This is a genomic window from Neolewinella persica DSM 23188 (genome assembly GCF_000373105.1).
GTDB lineage: Bacteria > Bacteroidota > Bacteroidia > Chitinophagales > Saprospiraceae > Neolewinella > Neolewinella persica.
In genome coordinates this window covers 16,698-33,880 of sequence record NZ_KB890457.1, presented here as the reverse complement: position 1 = coordinate 33,880, position 17,183 = coordinate 16,698, and the positions used below count along the sequence as shown (strand labels likewise).

Annotated in this window: 8 protein-coding genes; 4 read left to right on the top strand and 4 right to left on the bottom strand. The window is 52.1% G+C overall.

The genetic code is table 11. The features are described from left to right. The 3 genes from B036_RS0121865 to B036_RS0121855 all read left to right on the top strand — a co-directional run. Positions 1-2,481, top strand: a 2,481-nt coding sequence (locus tag B036_RS0121865) for an SdrD B-like domain-containing protein (protein ID WP_020570874.1), incomplete at its 5' end; no start/stop codon positions are given. A gap of 366 nt (positions 2,482-2,847) precedes the next feature. After that, on the top strand, positions 2,848-9,978 hold the full coding sequence (locus tag B036_RS0121860; RefSeq protein WP_020570873.1) for an SdrD B-like domain-containing protein: 7,131 nt from the start codon (positions 2,848-2,850) through the stop codon (positions 9,976-9,978). Between the two features lie 213 nt (positions 9,979-10,191). Then, positions 10,192-10,725 carry a DsrE family protein gene (locus tag B036_RS0121855; RefSeq protein WP_020570872.1) on the top strand — a complete coding sequence of 178 codons (534 nt, stop codon included), beginning with the start codon at positions 10,192-10,194 and terminating at the stop codon, positions 10,723-10,725. Positions 10,726-10,989: 264 nt separating this feature from the next. Here the strand turns inward: B036_RS0121855 and B036_RS0121850 are convergent, their stop codons facing one another. The 3 genes from B036_RS0121850 to B036_RS0121840 form a co-directional block, all read right to left on the bottom strand. After that, a complete protein-coding gene (locus B036_RS0121850) occupies positions 10,990-12,822 on the bottom strand; it encodes a M61 family metallopeptidase (protein WP_020570871.1) in 1,833 nt (610 codons plus the stop codon). Between the two features lie 265 nt (positions 12,823-13,087). Then, positions 13,088-13,417 carry a hypothetical protein gene (locus tag B036_RS0121845; RefSeq protein ID WP_020570870.1) on the bottom strand — a complete coding sequence of 110 codons (330 nt, stop codon included), beginning with the start codon at positions 13,415-13,417 and terminating at the stop codon, positions 13,088-13,090. A 484-nt stretch (positions 13,418-13,901) separates the two neighbouring features. Further along, positions 13,902-14,231 carry a hypothetical protein gene (locus B036_RS0121840; RefSeq protein ID WP_020570869.1) on the bottom strand — a complete coding sequence of 110 codons (330 nt, stop codon included), beginning with the start codon at positions 14,229-14,231 and terminating at the stop codon, positions 13,902-13,904. A 336-nt stretch (positions 14,232-14,567) separates the two neighbouring features. Between B036_RS0121840 and B036_RS0121835 the strand changes: the two genes are divergently transcribed. After that, positions 14,568-14,981: a CBS domain-containing protein gene (locus tag B036_RS0121835; protein WP_020570868.1), complete on the top strand. Its 414-nt coding sequence runs from the start codon at positions 14,568-14,570 to the stop codon at positions 14,979-14,981. A gap of 71 nt (positions 14,982-15,052) precedes the next feature. Here the strand turns inward: B036_RS0121835 and B036_RS0121830 are convergent, their stop codons facing one another. Beyond that, positions 15,053-17,023, bottom strand: coding sequence for a S8 family serine peptidase (locus tag B036_RS0121830; RefSeq protein ID WP_020570867.1), 1,971 nt, complete (start codon positions 17,021-17,023; stop codon positions 15,053-15,055). Positions 17,024-17,183 lie beyond the last annotated feature (160 nt).

The following is a 17,183-nucleotide window of genomic DNA, read 5'->3' as shown; positions in this document are numbered from 1 at the left end:
GGCGGCGCATGGACACAAGTCAGCGGAACCGGTGGTACCTTCTCTGCAGCTGGTGGTACTTTTACACCAGCACCAGGAGCGACTACCAGCGTGTTCCGATACACAGTAGGTGGTACGGGCGGTTGCCCTATTGACACAGAAGACGTGACGGTTAACATTACGCCGCAGGCAAATGCGGGTACCGATGGAAATACGTCTGTTTGTGACAACTCTACGACTGCCATTGATTTGGCGAGCCTCATTACGGGCGAACAGACTGGTGGTGCCTGGACACGGCTAACCGGTAGTGGTGGCACTTTTGTTGCCGCAACGGGAATGTTCACCCCTGCGGCCGGTGCTACGAGCAGTACGTTCCAATACGAGATCACGGGCACATCTCCATGTCCCGACGATCAGTCTGTTGCAACCGTCAATATTTCACCGCAGGCGAATGCAGGTACCGACGGAAATACGTCTGTTTGTGACAACTCTACGACGGCCATCGATTTGGCGAGCCTAATTACGGGCGAACAAACGGGTGGTGCCTGGACACGACTGACTGGTAGTGGTGGCACCTTTGTTGCCGCAACGGGAATGTTCACCCCTACCGCTGGTGCGACCAGTAGTACGTTCCAATATGAGATAACGGGTACATCTCCATGTCCTGATGACCAGTCTGTGGCAACTGTTAATATTACGCCGCAGGTTAATGCAGGTAATGATGGTAATACGGCCGTTTGTGCGACTTCTACGGCGGCCATCGATTTGGCGAGCCTAATTACAGGCGAACAAACGGGTGGTGCCTGGACACGGCTGACGGGTAGTGGCGGTAATTTTGTAGCGGCAACGGGCATATTTACCCCCGCTGCTGGCGTTACGACCAGTACATTCCAATATGAAGTCACGGGTACGTCCCCATGTCCCAACGATCAGTCTGTTGCAACTATTACCATTAATCCGTTACCTAATTGTTCCATTACCGGCGCAACTACAGTTACAGCCAATGCGGAGGATGTTGTTTATTCCGGTACTGCCGGAATGGCAACCTATGCTTGGTCAGTCACAGCAGGTGATGCCACCATCGATGGTGTGAATAATACCGAAATGGTAACGATTGACTTTGGTACCATGAACACCACGCTATCGCTCACCATCACGGATGCGAATGGCTGTATGAGTACTTGTACTTACGACATCATGGTGTCAGCCCTGTCTTTAGGTTCTACAGTATTTGAAGACTTGAACAATAATGGTGTTCAGGACAGCGGCGAAAACGGCCTTGTAGGCGTTCAGGTGCAATTGTTTGACAGCGGTGGGACGGAAATACTTGCCGGCCCTGATGGCTTGTTAGGTACGGCTGATGATGGTCCCGGAGGGATGGTGACAGGCATTAGTGGAAATTACTTATTTGGGCAGTTACAGCCTGGTGATTACTATGTTCAGATACCTGTCGGTGCCTTTGCGATGGGAACCGGAGCCCTGGAAGAGATAACGATATCATCCAACTCTAGTAGCGGTACTTTTGCCGGAGAGACAGACCCTGACGACAATGCAGATAATGATGATGAAGGTCTTCAGCCTGCGGGTGCAGCAACGGTGGTAACCTCCAATGTTATTTCTCTTGCCGTTGGTGATGAACCCACCGATACAGATACGGAAACAGCGCAGGGTAACGATCAGGACAATGCTGATGATAGTAATGGTAATATGACCCTTGACTTCGGCTTCTTTGCCCCCGTTACGGTCGGCGATACCGCATTCGCTGATCTGAATAATGATGGTCTGCAAACTATTGGAGAACCGGGAGTTGAAAACGTTATGGTGACCATCTTCAACAATGCTACTGGCATGCCGGTGGACTTCGACGCAGAAGGCAATACTTATACCTCCGTCATGTCGACAGATGATATGGGCGCTTACCTGTTCAATAACCTCCCCCCTGGAGATTATTACGTGGTATTTGACCTGACGAACATCGATAACGCCGATTTGTATGACTTTACCACGCCAAACGTTGGCGATGATGCCATGGATTCCGACGCCATGCCCGTAAACCCGGCTGACCTGATGGCACCAAGCAGCCCGACCGGCCTACTCGCCTCTGGCGAAACCGACCTTACCCTGGATGCAGGTATCGTATGCGCCATCCAGGTGGCGGTAGCTGATCCGTTTACGATCTGTGCCACGGGAACCGTCGACCTGTTGACGGGGGCCTCAGTGACCCCGGCTCGCCTGGGGGCAGTATGGAGCACAACGGATGGAACCGGGACGTTTGTCGATGCCAACGGCGACCCGCTGACGGAGCCCTACGAACTCGGGACGGCCGTCAGTTATGTGCCGAGCAAAGCCGATGCCATTCGTGGGTTCGTGACCCTGACCCTGACCAGCAACGACCCCGGCGCCCTGGCACCACCAAGTAGCTGTACTGCGGTGGAAGCTTCTGTTCGGATCGATATATTGAACGTGGATTGTGGCCAGTTCATCTGGAACGGCGATGATTAATTTTTTCTTTTTTCCCTTTATTCCTAATTATAGGAAACAGACACTTTATTTTGAAATGCTTATCGTTTTGTGTCTCTCACACTGTTTTAACGAACACGCATACTGTAGCCCTGACCCGAGTTGGTCGGGGCTACTTTTTTGTGGAAGTGGAGTTGAAACATGCCTTCATGGAACAGAAAATGACAACGTTTTTAAGGCTATTTAACCACTCCACAGCAAAACCATGCTAGAAACTGTGTAATAGTGGTAAGGTTGACTATATTTGTTGCCAGTATTAATGCCAAATCTGTCCTGAATTTTGGCTTATTCTTTTTTCAAGTTTTAGTTTAAGCGGCCTTTCCGCGTACTCGTGAAAAATAAGACCTCATGAAAGTAATAGCGCGTGCTAAACAGCACTTATGCCTACTCCTGTCCATTTCAGTTGTATTTCTGCTGGCTACTCCTGCCCAGGCAAATACGTATGTTCCTGATTATTCCTGGATTAACCCGGCTATCTTCTTTGGAGGTATCTCAGCAGATAGTGATGCCTTTAAGGCATGGAAAACTAGTGCATTAGAAGGGGAGCCAAATGCCACCTTTGTTAACCCGGTTGGCGATCCGCTGTCTATATGTGTCAACGTATTCCAGGACTTTAATGGGAATGGGGTAAGATTAGCTACAACTGAACCATTAATTTCGGGAGTTACCGTAACTGCCTATGCTGCTGATGAAACGCCTACGGTGTTAACCGAAAGTAGTGGGCAGTACACCTTCGCTCCGGGCAACGACAATCCATATCGTCTTGAAGTAACCAATTTGCCAACGGGTTTTTTCCCGGGGGCGGCAGGTGCCACCACGGTGTTCTTTGCCTCCCGGGGTGATGAAGTTGATGTGGCACTGGAGAACCCGGACCAGTACAGTCAGGATGATCCAGATCTGGTAACCACCTGTTTTATTGAAGGACCGCAGCCAGGGGGTACCGGCGAAACATTTATTCGCTTTGGCTATGACTCGGGCTGTTTCGACGCTGGGATTAATGCGACGTGTGATGACGGCGGTAGTTTTAACGGACCGAAAGCAGCGTTAGCTAATTCTAATGATATTGGTTCTACCTACGGTGTTGCCTATCAACGTGAAACACGATCCGCTTTCGCAGCGGCATTCATGAAACGACACGCCGGCTTCAAGTCTAATGGAAAGTCCGGTGTTATTTATCGTATCCAAAATCCTGGGACAAACTCTCCTACAGTTACAGAGTACATCGATTTCGATGCCCTTGGCATCCCGACACAACCTTTATCTGGAGACCCTCACCCTGCCGATGGCGCGGCGCAGGCTGTTTGGGAAAGAGATGATAATTCCTGGGATTGGGTCGGTAAAATGAGTTTTGGAGACCTGGACATCTCGGAGGACGGAGAGACCCTTTATGTGGTAAATCTTTTTGACCGGAGGTTATATTACTTTCCTGCAAAATCAACGCCATACACGGTCGCTGACATCACCATGGTACAATCTGTTGCTCTACCAGCTCCCTGTGGTGATGGGGTGGATTTTCGTCCTTTTGGCCTTGGAATTCGTGATGGAAAAGTATACATCGGCACCGTCTGTTCTGGAGAATCGACCATTGGTACTTTTGCGGGCGGTCCTATACCTGCCAATACCGCTTGTAATCAAAATACGCTACCTGCTGGAAACCGTGCTTCACTCAGCGCAAACGTTTATTCCTTCGACATCATGACGGGGATGGTTGACAACACGCCTGTTCTCACCTTCCCTCTCAATTACGGAAGAGGACTAGCCATCAATTCCAGTAATGGTAGAACCTCTGCCGCCTGGAATCCCTGGGTAACGGAGTGGACAGTATTTAACCGTCCGCCAAACGGCACCAATTTTTTCCAGGACCGGGCCTATCCCCAACCAATGCTCACGGACATCGAGTTTGATGGCGGCAATATGGTCCTCGGTTTCCGGGATCGTTTTGGTGACCAGACCGGCCACCTGCAACGGCCTCCTACCGGCTTTACCATCAACGCCGGTTCCAGCTTCAATGGCTTATATGACGGTGTAGCCGAAGGGGACATCCTCCGCGCTTGTGGAGATGCAACAGCAGGCTGGACCCTAGAATCAGGTGGAGCTTGTGGCGGAGTTTCCGGCCCAACCCCACCCAATGCTAATTCCAATGGCCCTGGTGGCGGCGAATTCTATTCCCAGGACGACTACGATAACTTCCACAACGAAGTGACCCAGGGCGGTATGGTCATCGTTCCCGGTCAGGAAGAAGTAGTGACCATCATGACGGACCCCATTAACAGCTCCGCAGAATTTTACGATGCGGGCGTTGTTTGGTACCGCAACAGTGACGGTCAGCGGATTCAGAATTTCCTGGTCTTTAGTACCGCCGTGAACGTAGGCGACGACGATGGCCCAACTTTCGCCAAAGCCAACGGCCTTGGTGATATGATCGCCCTTTCTGATCCAACACCCATCCAGATCGGTAACCGCCTCTGGGTGGATACGAACACGGATGGCCTGCAAACCGCAGGTGAGCCTGGAATCAATGGCGTAACCGTAGAGCTTTTCAAGGAAACCGCTCCGGCTACTTTCACAAAAGTGGCAGAAACAACTACGGCAGCCGATGCCGTTCAGGGAGACGGATACTACGTGTTTAGTAATACAGATGATACGGACCAAACATGGTCAAACGGCGCTACCGAGGTGGAGCCGAATATGAACTACGAAATTCGGGTAGCCCTTGCAGATGTGCAGGCGGTTGACAATAATATCAGCCAGTTTACAACAACCGGCGGAACAACAACCAACGACCCACTCACCGATGTCAATGACTCGGATGCAGATAATATGGGCGTCATTGCTTTTAGTACGGCAGATGCTGGTGAAAATAACCATGGTCTTGATGTGGGGGTGCAGGAAGGGCCGCTTTGTGTGATTATGGTTAATTCTGCTATTCCGACCGGTTGTAGCCTCACAGACGATTCTTATAGCCTTACGGTGAATTACACCTATTCTGGAGCTTCTCCGGGCGATACCATCATCATATCTACGGATAATGGATTAGTTCAATCATTTGTTCCTTCTTTGGCAAGTGGAACAGAAAACATGGTGTTTAATAATATTACTTCGGATGGTGTTCAAGATATTGATGTAACTGCAGCATTTGCTGTCGCTACGGCCTGTACCGATACGGAAGTGGATGCTTATGATGCGCCCGAAGATTGTATTTGCAACATTACCATTATTGCCGCGGATATTACCTCCTGTAATGCAGGTAATTATAATTTTACCGTTACCTTGGATTGGGTAAATGGTCCAGCCACAGGAGAGTTAGAGTATAGCGTTGACGGAGGTGCGTTCCAAACGCTGACGCGAGGTAATACGCTGGTAGATGCTACCGGTATCGATTATACCCTTACGGGCCTTATTTGTAACTCCTCCGAGTTAGTTGTTATTCGTTTTGTGGACGCCCCTGACTGCTTCGAAGAAGCAAAGTTTGTATTTCCACCAACTGACCCTGCCGGTTATATCTATTGTACGAATACCGGCGAGATTATAACAGGAGGCTCTATTGCTGTAATTCCTCCTCCCGGAGGGAGTATCCTGATTCTTTCCGAAACGGGAGTGTTACAAGATGGCACCACAGGGCGGTACGCCTGGATTGCTACGGGAGCTCCCGTTACGGCAGGCCGTTATACCATGTCTTATGCGCCTCCTGGAAACCAAGTGCTGACGGGCACTCCTGGTGGATTTGGAGATGGGGATATGGTGCTGGACCCTACCGGAGGAACTGGAGACAACCCAGGAAGTTCAGATCCACTGTTGCTCGGTTCAGATGTTAATGGTGCAGGGGATATGCTGCTTGACTTTACGTTGGCGGCAAACCCACACTTCTTTTCTTTTGACTTGGCTCAGGGGGATGCCTTCGTTGATCTGAATAACCTTCCGCTCGTCTGTACAGAGGACTGTACCGCAGGTGGTGACCTTCTTGGAGGTATGGTCTTCCTTGACGAAGAAAACGATGGCCTGATGGCTGGAAACCCCGGACAGGGGAACGCACTCGTAGAGATTTATGAATGCGACAGTGATACGCCTTCGTTGGTTACCTATACCAATGCAAATGGTAACTGGAGTGTAGATGGTAGTGGCCTGACTTACCCAGTCCGGGTAGAATTCTCAACCCCTTTCCAAGAACACTTAAGCCCCAGCGCATCCGGAATGGACAATGGAACAAACACGCAATTTGTCACCGGCCCCGGCTGTGAGGTAGACTACGGCGTGCTCAATCCTGCTGACTATTGCGATACGGATAACCCAACGGTTGGAGTCGCTTGTTATGCCAATGGCTCAGGAGTCGGTAATTCGGATCCTGGCTTTATCGTCAGTCCATACCAGGAGGATGGAGATCCAGGCGCCGGAACCGCTGCGGCTCCAACGCCGATTGGTGAAATACAAGAGTTGGGCACCATCTGGGGAACAGACTATCACCGGGAGCAGCAAATGTTTTACACTGGCGCATTCTTGAAGCGACATGTCGGTTTAGGTCCTGCCGGGATCAGTGGAATTTACCGACTGGACCCAACCGGGACAGCGCCCATTACAAACTTTACTTTGGCGGGGGTAACTCCGGCGAATGGAGGTGCTGCACTTGACTTCGGTAGCATTGATCGGGTTAATGTAACTGGAGCGGTAAACGCGGACAATCAATTGTCTGATGGCCAGAACGATGCAACCGTAGACCTTGACGCCTTCGGTAAAGTCGGTAAAGTAGCCTACGGGGATATCGACCTGAGTGAAGATGAAAATACCCTTTGGACCGTAAACCTGTTTGAACGTTCCCTAATCGCTATTGATGTAAGCGATCCTTCATTGATTCCAACGAATGGCTCCGCTCCTCCCGGAGCGATTGTTAATCGTTACCTCATGACAAGTATTCCCGGCTTCCCGAACTGTGTAAACGGGGAGTTCCGGCCTTTTGCCCTTGACTTTAGCAATGGTCGCGGCTATATCGGTGGCGTTTGTTCTGCAGAAAATAACGGGCTTAGGGAGGATATGGAAGCCATTGTCCTAAGCTTTGACCCTACCGACCCAATGGCCGGTTTCTTCACCGAAGTATCCTTCGGATTGGAGTATAACCGTGAACTTGGATCTTCCTTTAATCATCAGGAAGAGGCTGACTGGCAACCCTGGAGTGACGATTACGCGGACTTTTCTTTCGGTACTCAAGGTGGAGGAAATAGTACAAGAATTGAGTTCGCCGCACCCCTCTTTAAGGACTTGGCCTTTGCGGATAATGGAGATATGATCATTGGCTTGTCTGATAGAACCGCAAGCCAATTTGGCTACAGACAGTTTCCCCCTGTAGCTAATGGCTTCAACCAAGGAGTAATCGATAAAGAATCTGCGGGTGACATTGTACACATCTGTAACGTGAAAGGAAACTGGGTGGTAGAAAATACCAGCTCAGACTGTATGGCACCAGATTCCGGAAGCCAGTTTATTGGTTCAAGGCCTGATGACGGACCGAGCAATAACGGAGAATATTACTCTGAGGACTTCTGGTCAAACGGAAATACGAGTGGAAATGGAAATGGACACGGTGAAATTGCTCTAGGTGGTCTTTTGGTCTTGCCCGGTAGCGGAGAAGTACTCTCTACTTCATTTGATCCGGTTAATAGTAGTGGTAATGCAAATACCCAGGGTTTCGTGAAATTCAATACTTCAACGGGCGCTCGTACGGGCCAGTATGAAGTATTGTCTAATAATGATACCGGACTTGGTAAGTCTACGGGTCTTGGCGACCCTGTAGCGGTTTGTGGCACCCTTCCCATTCAAATAGGCAACTACGTTTGGGAAGATACTGACATGGACGGCGTTCAGGATGCTTGTGAACCAGCCATCCCCAATCTCCCGGTATCCCTCTACAACAAGACAACGATGATGTTCGAAGCTGTGGAAACAACTGATGGAAATGGTAACTACTATTTCTCTGATGTAGACACCGATACCGAATATGCCATCGTATTTGGCTATGATGCTAATGACATGAGCAGCCCTTGGGATGCTACCTCTATGCTGGTTACCCTTGATGGAAATACCTATAGCCTGACTCAAGCAGATATGGGAGAAGGTAACAGCATTGAACTTAACGATTCCGATGCCACCTTAATGGACATGGCCGGCCTCACGGGCTATCCGATCATTGTTTATATGACCGATGATACTACTGACCATACCCTTGATGTTGGTCTGATTCCAGCAGTTGAACAGACCTTAACCCTGGGAAGTACCGTCTTCCTGGATAATAATAACGATGGCCTGCAAAACAATGCCGATACCGGTATAGCAAATGTAGAAGTTCAGTTGTTTGACGTGGCAACGGGAATGCAAGTTCTTACGGATGCTGATGGCATGGTTGTTGACGATCCTGCGGATGCGGCTACGGTCGTTACAGACACAGATGGTAATTACTTGTTCTCGAACATATCTGCTGGAGACTACTACGTCGTTATCCCCAATTCACCTACTGGTGCTCCGATATCGTCTAATGATTCAAGCAGTGGGTTTATGGAAACGGATCCGGATGATGATGAAGATAACGATGACGAAGGCCTTCAAACCGGGGGTTCTGGGACTGCCGTATCCTCGGATACCATAAGCTTAGTAATCGGCGATGAGCCGGAAAATGAACCTGCACAAGGTGGCGGACAGGACACCATCTCCGCGCTCGGATTCGAAGATGCCAATGGCAATATGACCCTCGACTTCGGCTTCTTCGCACCCGTCACCGTTGGTGATACAGCCTTTGTGGACCTTAACAACGATGGCCTGCAAACGCCGGGAGAGCCAGGGGTAGAAAACGTGACGGTAACCATTTATGACAATGCCACCGGTGTGGTAGTAGACTTTGATGCCGAAGGCATGGCCTACAACCCTGTTACTACTACGGATACTGACGGTCGTTATATTTTCGAAAACCTGCCCCCCGGAGATTACTACGTAATATTCAACATTGGCACAATCGCTGACCCTGAATTCTATGCCTTTACGACCAACGATGTTGATGGAGACGTCAGTGACGATGACGATTCAGATGCCAACCCCGCAACCGGACAAACCCCTCCAACGGGGGCGGTCCCCTCGGGTGGAGAAAACCTGAGCCTTGACGTTGGTATCGCCTGTAACGTAACGGTGACGGTTGCCCCGCCAGCCAGCATTTGTTCCACCCAATCGATTGACCTAACGCAAGGCGCGAGCATTACACCGGCCTCTCTTGGCGGCACCTGGTCCTCCAGCGGAAACGGAACTTTCGATAACGATATGGTGGACTTCGCAACCGCAACAACCTATACCCCAAGCCCTGAGGATGTTAACCGAGGCACGGTTACTTTGACACTTACAACTGCAGAGCCCGCCGGACCTTGTGATCCGGTGTCTGCCTCCGTAACTTTCACCATCCTAAAAGTAGACTGCGGTTCCTTCTTCTGGCCCGGCTCAAACGATTAATACTTTTTTACATTTAAGCAAAACGTATTTTTTAGCCCCGGCTCTATGAGCCGGGGCTTCTTTTTTGGAAGACTGTCCGTTAGATTATTTCCAGGCGCGAACGCAGGTGCAAGGGAATGGATGAAGAGCCATATGGACCAGGACGCTGGTTTTTCCATGAGCCATATTCTGGCGGAACATCCACTACCTTTGCCCCACTACAACCATCGTCATATGCGCCACACATTTCTCCTTTTCTGTCTTTTTACCCTTTCCTTCTCCCTGACCGCTCAGGAGCGCGTCGCCCCCATCATCAAAGATTTCGGCGCCATCTTCGATATCCCGACGGCCACGGTTAAGCCCGATCCAACCCAGGTCTACAAGATCGTTGTAGACGTATTTACCGGAGCCGAAGACCCAACGGATTTATCCTTCGGCCTCAACAACGTAGCCCGGATGATCAATCTCCACGCCATCGGCGGCGTTCCCGCCGGGAAGATCGACGTAGTGCTGGCCATGCACGGTGGGGCCACCTTCGCCACATTAAATAATGCGGCTTACCAGAAGAAATTCGGTGTTGATAACCCTAACGCACCCCTGGTAAAAGCCCTGAAGGACGCCGGCGTCAAGCTGGTGGTTTGTGGCCAATCCTTACTGGCCAGAGAAATACCGCTCGAATCCGTTTTGTCTGACATCGAGATCGGAACTTCTATGCTGACTACGGTGTCCACCTATCAGTTGAAGGGGTACGCCGTTTTCAGGTTTTAGTACAGGGTAAACTAAGTTCTCGCTGCTTACCACTTGTCGCGTAGCGACTGCACTTGAGTTGCCTGGGATAAGGAGGTACGACGTAGTCCCAGGTAACGAAAGGGCCGTGAAGCTTTGACGACGCGCAGCGTCGTCAGGCCAATCCTTGGTCCGTTACCCCGGACTTCGTCCAAGGTAACATTAGTGTTTTCGCTACGCGAAATCGAGGCCAGTAAATGGATAAATATTTGTGCTCTAGAACTTTGTCGCCCGAAGCCAATTGTTCTACCTAACCCAAAGCCATGCCTCCCGTTGTTTCTTCATCTTATTCTTGATCTTCCCTCCAGTAAGCGTCATCTGTAAGGTCGGGCTGGCCGAAGCAACAAACCGGCCGGTCTTCTCCTCGCCCAACTGGGTAAAGCTAATGGTGCAGGTCTGCCCGATGCTCAGGCCTTTTACGGCAGCATCCCAATCAGCACGGCTCGAAATGGCAACGCCATTAAGTTCGGTGATCTTACTGCCCTGGTCTAGCCCGGCCTGGTAGAGCGGGTTGTTCTCAGCGATGGCACCACGCACGGTCAGGGTCTCGTCTACCTCCTGTAACCGGAGTTGGTGAAAGCCAACCGAGTCTGGTTCCGAAGCCGTTAAGATGAAACCGTAGTTGTCCAGTAAAGCTCCAATGTCAGGTAACTCACTGCCGTAAATATGTTTGGCAAACCAGCGCTTAGCCCACTCCTGATCTCCGGTAACTTTGCCCAATGCTAATTGCAGGTCGCGTACGTGATAAGGAATCTCCGTTTTGCCGTACTGCTGCCAGATGAGCTGCATCACCTCATCGAGGCTGTGTCCGCGTTCCCGTAATGTAAGGTCCAGCGCCAGAGCAATGGTGGAACCGTAGGGGTAGTAGCTGACGAAGGTGTTCCCGAAATTATTGGGGTCATTGGCCGTGGCAGCATCGACGAAAGGCGCCTGCTGGCTCATCTCGATGGGGTTGCGGTGATCGCGGCCGGGGCTGAGTAATACGTAATTGAGTTGTCCGGCCAGACTCTGAGCGTATTCCTCCGGCGAAAGGATGCCGGCACGCACCAAAGAAAGGTCGTCATAGTAACTGGTAAAGCCTTCGGCAAACCAGAGTTCGCCACTCATGTTGGCGTGGTCAAACTCGAAGGGCTCGAGGCTTGCGGGACGTATCCGCTCTACATTCCAGCAATGGAAGAACTCATGGCTGACGGTACCGATTAATCTGCTGGCATAGTCGGCCAGGCTGCCGGAAGAAGAACAAACGGTGGAGTTTCGGTGCTCCATGCCGTCGCCACCGATCCAGGGATTGTAGGCACATAGGAAAGTGTATTTGCCGTAGTCGTACGCTGGCAGCTCTCCGAAGACTTTTTGTTGAGCGACCACCACGTCCTCCGTCCACTTCAGGTAGTCTTCAAATTCTTCCCTGGTGCCTTCGTGGATCATGGCTAATTCGATGGTCTGTTCCTTGCCATTCGGGTTTTTCAGGACGAAATCTCCCCGCATGATGTCTCCGACCATGGTGGGGGAGTCAAAGAAATAGTAATAATTGGGCGCGGCAAAACGGCGGTTACCCAGATCTACTAACTGACTGGCTACCGTCCAGTCCGGCCGTTGGCCATCTTTGATCGTTAGCATTACCGGCCGGTCGTTGAGGACCTCACCGTAAAGGAAGCTGGCCGGCATGTTCAGGTGTAATTTTCGATCGTCGATGCCAGAGTAAGTGCCGTCTCCGCCGTTGGCGAAGAGGGTGTATTCCAACTTCACTGCGCCGTCGTGCCCGGCGACCGCCCATTCTGCAATAGCCTCCTGATAAACCTTTAGTTCCCGGCCATCGGCAGTGAAGGCTTTGAGATCGTAAACGTTTTTGGCAAAGTTGTGCTGAGCGTACCGGCCCGGGCTTGACTGTGGCATCTTAACCTTGAAAATGCCCGGTCCTACGGCGGGAAAGTCGGCCGTGATCCGTAGCTCGTGTTGCTGGACGTTGGCCAGATCCAGGGTGTAGGTGATGGTGCCCGGATGATTGGCTACCCAATCTAACTGGGCGGAAATCAGGAGAGGGAAGAGGAGAAAGAAAAGGAAATGAAAGCTGCGGCGCATGGCTGTTGTGTTTTGCTGCGCTAATGTACGTCGCTTCGCTCCGGTTGCAGGGTTGCAGGGTCGCTTCGCTCCTGTTGCATGGGTTGCAGAAGTCGCTGCGCTCCCGTTGCAGGGGTTGCAGGGGAGCATGTAAGCTGTAACACTTGCAACCCCTGCAACGAGAGCGCAGCGAACCCTGCAACGCGAGCGCAGCGAACCCTGCAACGGGAGCGCAGCGAACCCTGCAACGAGAGCGCAGCGAACCCTGCAACGCGAGCGCAGCGAATCAGCACAAGGTCATGTTCACATTGTTCTCAGCTTCCTGCAGCGCGTCACGGAAGTCCTGCCTTTGGCCAATTGTGGCGCAGCTTTCAAAGCGTTTTACTTCGTCGAGGTAATCGCGTGCAGCCTGTTTGTAGGCATTGCAGTTGGCAGTAGACTGATCATTGGCATAGGCCTGTGCGGCGGCCGACAGGTCCATGACGGCATCACTTACGGCTTGTGAGAAAGCTTGGTCGGTACAGAAGGCGGGGCCAACGGGGCCGTCATCGTCGCTGCCGCAACCTGTAGTGAAAAGGGTGAAGGCAACCAGGGCCAGGTAAAAGAAATTCTTCATTATGGGGTGTTTTGCTATAGTTGCAAAATTCCCTTCAAAAGAAGGTTTCAGGTATCCCCCATATGAGGGATTTTCAAACGGCTACAAATAAAATGCCGGTATCAGCAGGCCTGGGCCAACCGATACCGGCAAGTTGAAAGATTAGGTTGTACCTAAGTTTGAGGGGGCGAAGACTGCTGCAACACCTGCAACCCTTGCAACGCGAGCGCAGCGAGCCCTGCAACGAGAGCGCAGCGAGCCCTGCAACGAGTGCGCAGCGAACCCTGCAACGAGAGCGCAGCGAACCCTGCAACGCGAGCGCAGCGAGCCCTGCAACGCGAGCGCAGCGAACCCTGCAACGCGAGCGCAGCGAACCCTGTAACGCGAGCGCAGCGAGCCCTGCAACGCGAGCGCAGCGAGCCCTGCAACGAGAGCGCAGCGAACCCTGTAACGAGAGCGCAGCGAGCCCTGCAACGAGAGCGCAGCAAACCCCGCAGCTAACTATTTAACACAAAGTCATATTCACGTTCTCCTCTGCTTCACGCAGCGAGTCAATGAAATCCTGTCGCTGGCCAATAGTGGCGCAATTCTCAAACCGTCTTATTTCATCCAGGTAATCGAGGGCTGCCTGCTTATAGGCATTGCAGTTGGCGGTAGACTGGTCATTGGCGTAGGCCTGAGCGGCTGCTGAGAAGTCCATTACGGCGTCAGCGATGGCTTGCGAAAAAGCTTGATCGGTACAGAAGGCGGGGCCACCGGGGCCGTCATCGTCGCCGCCGCAACCTGTAGTGAAAAGCGTGAAAGCGACCAGGGCCAGATAAAAGAAATACTTCATAAAGGGGTTGTTTACTTGTTTATTTCACGAGAACAAGGTTTGTTACGCCCCACGGGTATTTATTTAAGGTCACTCCCTGCTTTGCCTCCTGTCCTTGCACCTGCGTGCGCGCCACCTCCTTTCCCACCCTTTTAAAACGATGCTGAATAGCCACTGTCCTATTTCAGCCAAATAAGTGATTTGTGTCATGCCACAGGGGGAGAACAGCGGCTAATTTTGCTACTGCAAACAAGTTCTCAATCAAACTAACTGAACATTTTGCAACTGGTATGACGGTGTTTTCAGAAGGCCGGATTTCCAGACACATTATCCATAGATCACCAAAACAAAAGTACCATGAAAAAACGCATGCCAGTATCCAAGATCATGTCTACCGATATTCTTTCTGTCAACATTTCACAGAATTTGCGGGAAGTTGATGCGATCATTAAAGATCAGCATATCCGCCACGTTCCGGTGGTTTCAGGCGACAAAATCATTGGAATGCTCAGCAAGACGGACCTGCAGAAAATCAGCTTCGTCAACACCGTGGATGGAGATGGATTGACGACGGCGATGTACGATAACCTGTCCATCGATCAGGTGATGACCAAAGACGTCATAACCGTTGACAAAGACGATACAATTCTTGACGTAGCTACCATTCTCTCTAAAAATGAATTCCACGCCTTACCGGTAACGGAAGGCGGTAAGCTGGTAGGGATCGTGACGACAACCGATCTGGTAAAGTTCCTGATCGATCTGTACTAAATAAGGCCTAGCGAGTCCCTACGTTGTAAAGCATTCCCACGTCGACAACTGTCGGCGTGGGATGCTACTTTTTACAAGGTAGCCAGTGGCCGCAACCACGGTTCCCGCGCACCCTGGCTAACCATTTTTCCTTTGGCCGCGTCTGCCTGGTCCCGAGTGGCAAATGGCCCGACGAGGATTTTAAATGCCGTGCGTCCGTTTATGGTGCTGATGTTGACCATGACCGGCATTCCGTGTTTGCGCTCCAGTGATTCCACCTCTTTCAGGACGTTGGCGAATTCGTTATTGACCGAAACCTGAAGACCAAAACCCGTTCTTGCCAGGCCCCGAACGGAGAACTGGAACAGATCAGCACCCGTGACTACAGGTGTGGTGGGCGCGGGCGCAGGTGCAGTGGGAGTTGTTGGAGCCGTGGGCGTGGTAATTACCGGCGGCGTTGGGGTAGGCGGCGTGGGCGGAGTCGGCACGGTAGGAATGGTGGGTTGCGACGGCTGGCTGCTTCCGCCAGCCCCACCCATCCGTAGGGCTTCCGCTACCGCCGAGTCGGCGTTGACGCGCCCGTAGCCGTATTTGGTGGAGTATCCTGAGCTGTTGTAATCCCATTGGTTGCCGATTTTATCGGCAGTCCGCTCAAGAATAGATTTTACCTGCGCGCTGGTCAGGTTCGGGTTAGCACTGAGGATCAGCGCACAAATGCCAGCTACCAGTGGCGTTGCCGAACTGGTTCCGCCAAAATGCTTGTGGAAAGGACCGCGATCAATACCGTCAACGTAGTAACGCTTATTTAGAGGTACGCTGGTGTTGCCCTGGTCCCAACTGGTGCGCGCGGCCAGGATCGGCCACCCTCCATCGGAGGGGGCGACGACTGAAATACCGTTGCCCCGGTTAGAATAACTGGCGTGGGTGTCGGAGCTGGTGCTTGCGCCTACGGCGATCACGCCGGGGATGTTGGCGTAGTAGTTGATGTACTCCCGCCCTTCGTTGCCGGCGGCGAAAACGACGACGCAGCCCTTGCCGCCCCGCCCCGCAGTCATGGCCTGTCGGATGGCACGCTCGTGCTCCGCACCCGGGCGGTAGCGCGGGTCGATTGTCCCCCAGCTACAGCTGATGACGTCCGCACCGTTACGTATGCAGTGACTGAACATCTGCTCCGTAAGGTATTTGGAATAGGTAAGCCCGTGCAGGGGCATTAATTTGGCCATCGGGGCTGCGCCGACGATGCCGGTGCCATTGGCCGCAGCAACCGCTACGCTGGAGCACGGCGTGGCGTGATCGCCGAAACGCGGACCGGTAGGTAAAGTACTGCTACCACTACTGACGCTGATGGGAGCTACGATTTTTCCCCGCAGGTCCGGATGATTTATGTCAAACCCGTTGTCGATCACCGCAACGATGAGGTTAGAAGAACCGAGATTGCCCAGGCGGCGCCAGGCGGCTTTCACTTTGGCATCGGCACCAACTTTTAGCCGGAAGTTGGGGACGTCGGTGACGAAGCCCTGGTTTTCCAGGTGCCACTCGTGCGGGAGCAGCCCGTCGCGGGGCTCCATGAAGTATTGGTCTAACGGAACGTCGAGATCGGGGTAGGCCTTATTCACCATGCTGAGCTTAGTCAGTGCGGCGGCTACCTTCAAAGGATTAGGACTTTGGGGCGTCACCTTGCAAATTACGGTACCATCCTCCCGGTCCTCGATGATGTGAAGGGCAAAGGCGTCAAAGACCACCTGCCGCTCTTCCATTCCCACACCTTCGGCCATCTCGACGTAGATAATACCGGTGGCGACCACCGGCCGGTTGTCACCCTCTGCAAAATAAATGTGGGTACCTATTGCCACGTCGTCGTGAGCACGCGCATTGTCCAGGGCCTGGTCAATGCCTGCTTCGGAAGACAATGTCACTACCTCAAACCCTCCGAGATCCGGGATGACGTTGGCATCGACGGAGTCCATTGCTTTACCCTCCACGTGCTTTTTCAACCCTACCAGCTTGGTGGATTTGGTGAGGGTGAGGTTTCCGTTTTCAGAGGGAATGTTAATCTTGGACATGGGCAGGAGGTCGGTTGTGTTGTAGCGTGTAAGATAGGTAACTGATGGGATTTAGTTGTCCACTTACTGGTTGCTCCTGTCCCATCACGTAAGAACGGAGTGGAACACCTGCCAAAACTGGAATAAGCGTTGCGCAAAAAAATGGGAGGGAGGGAGGCCG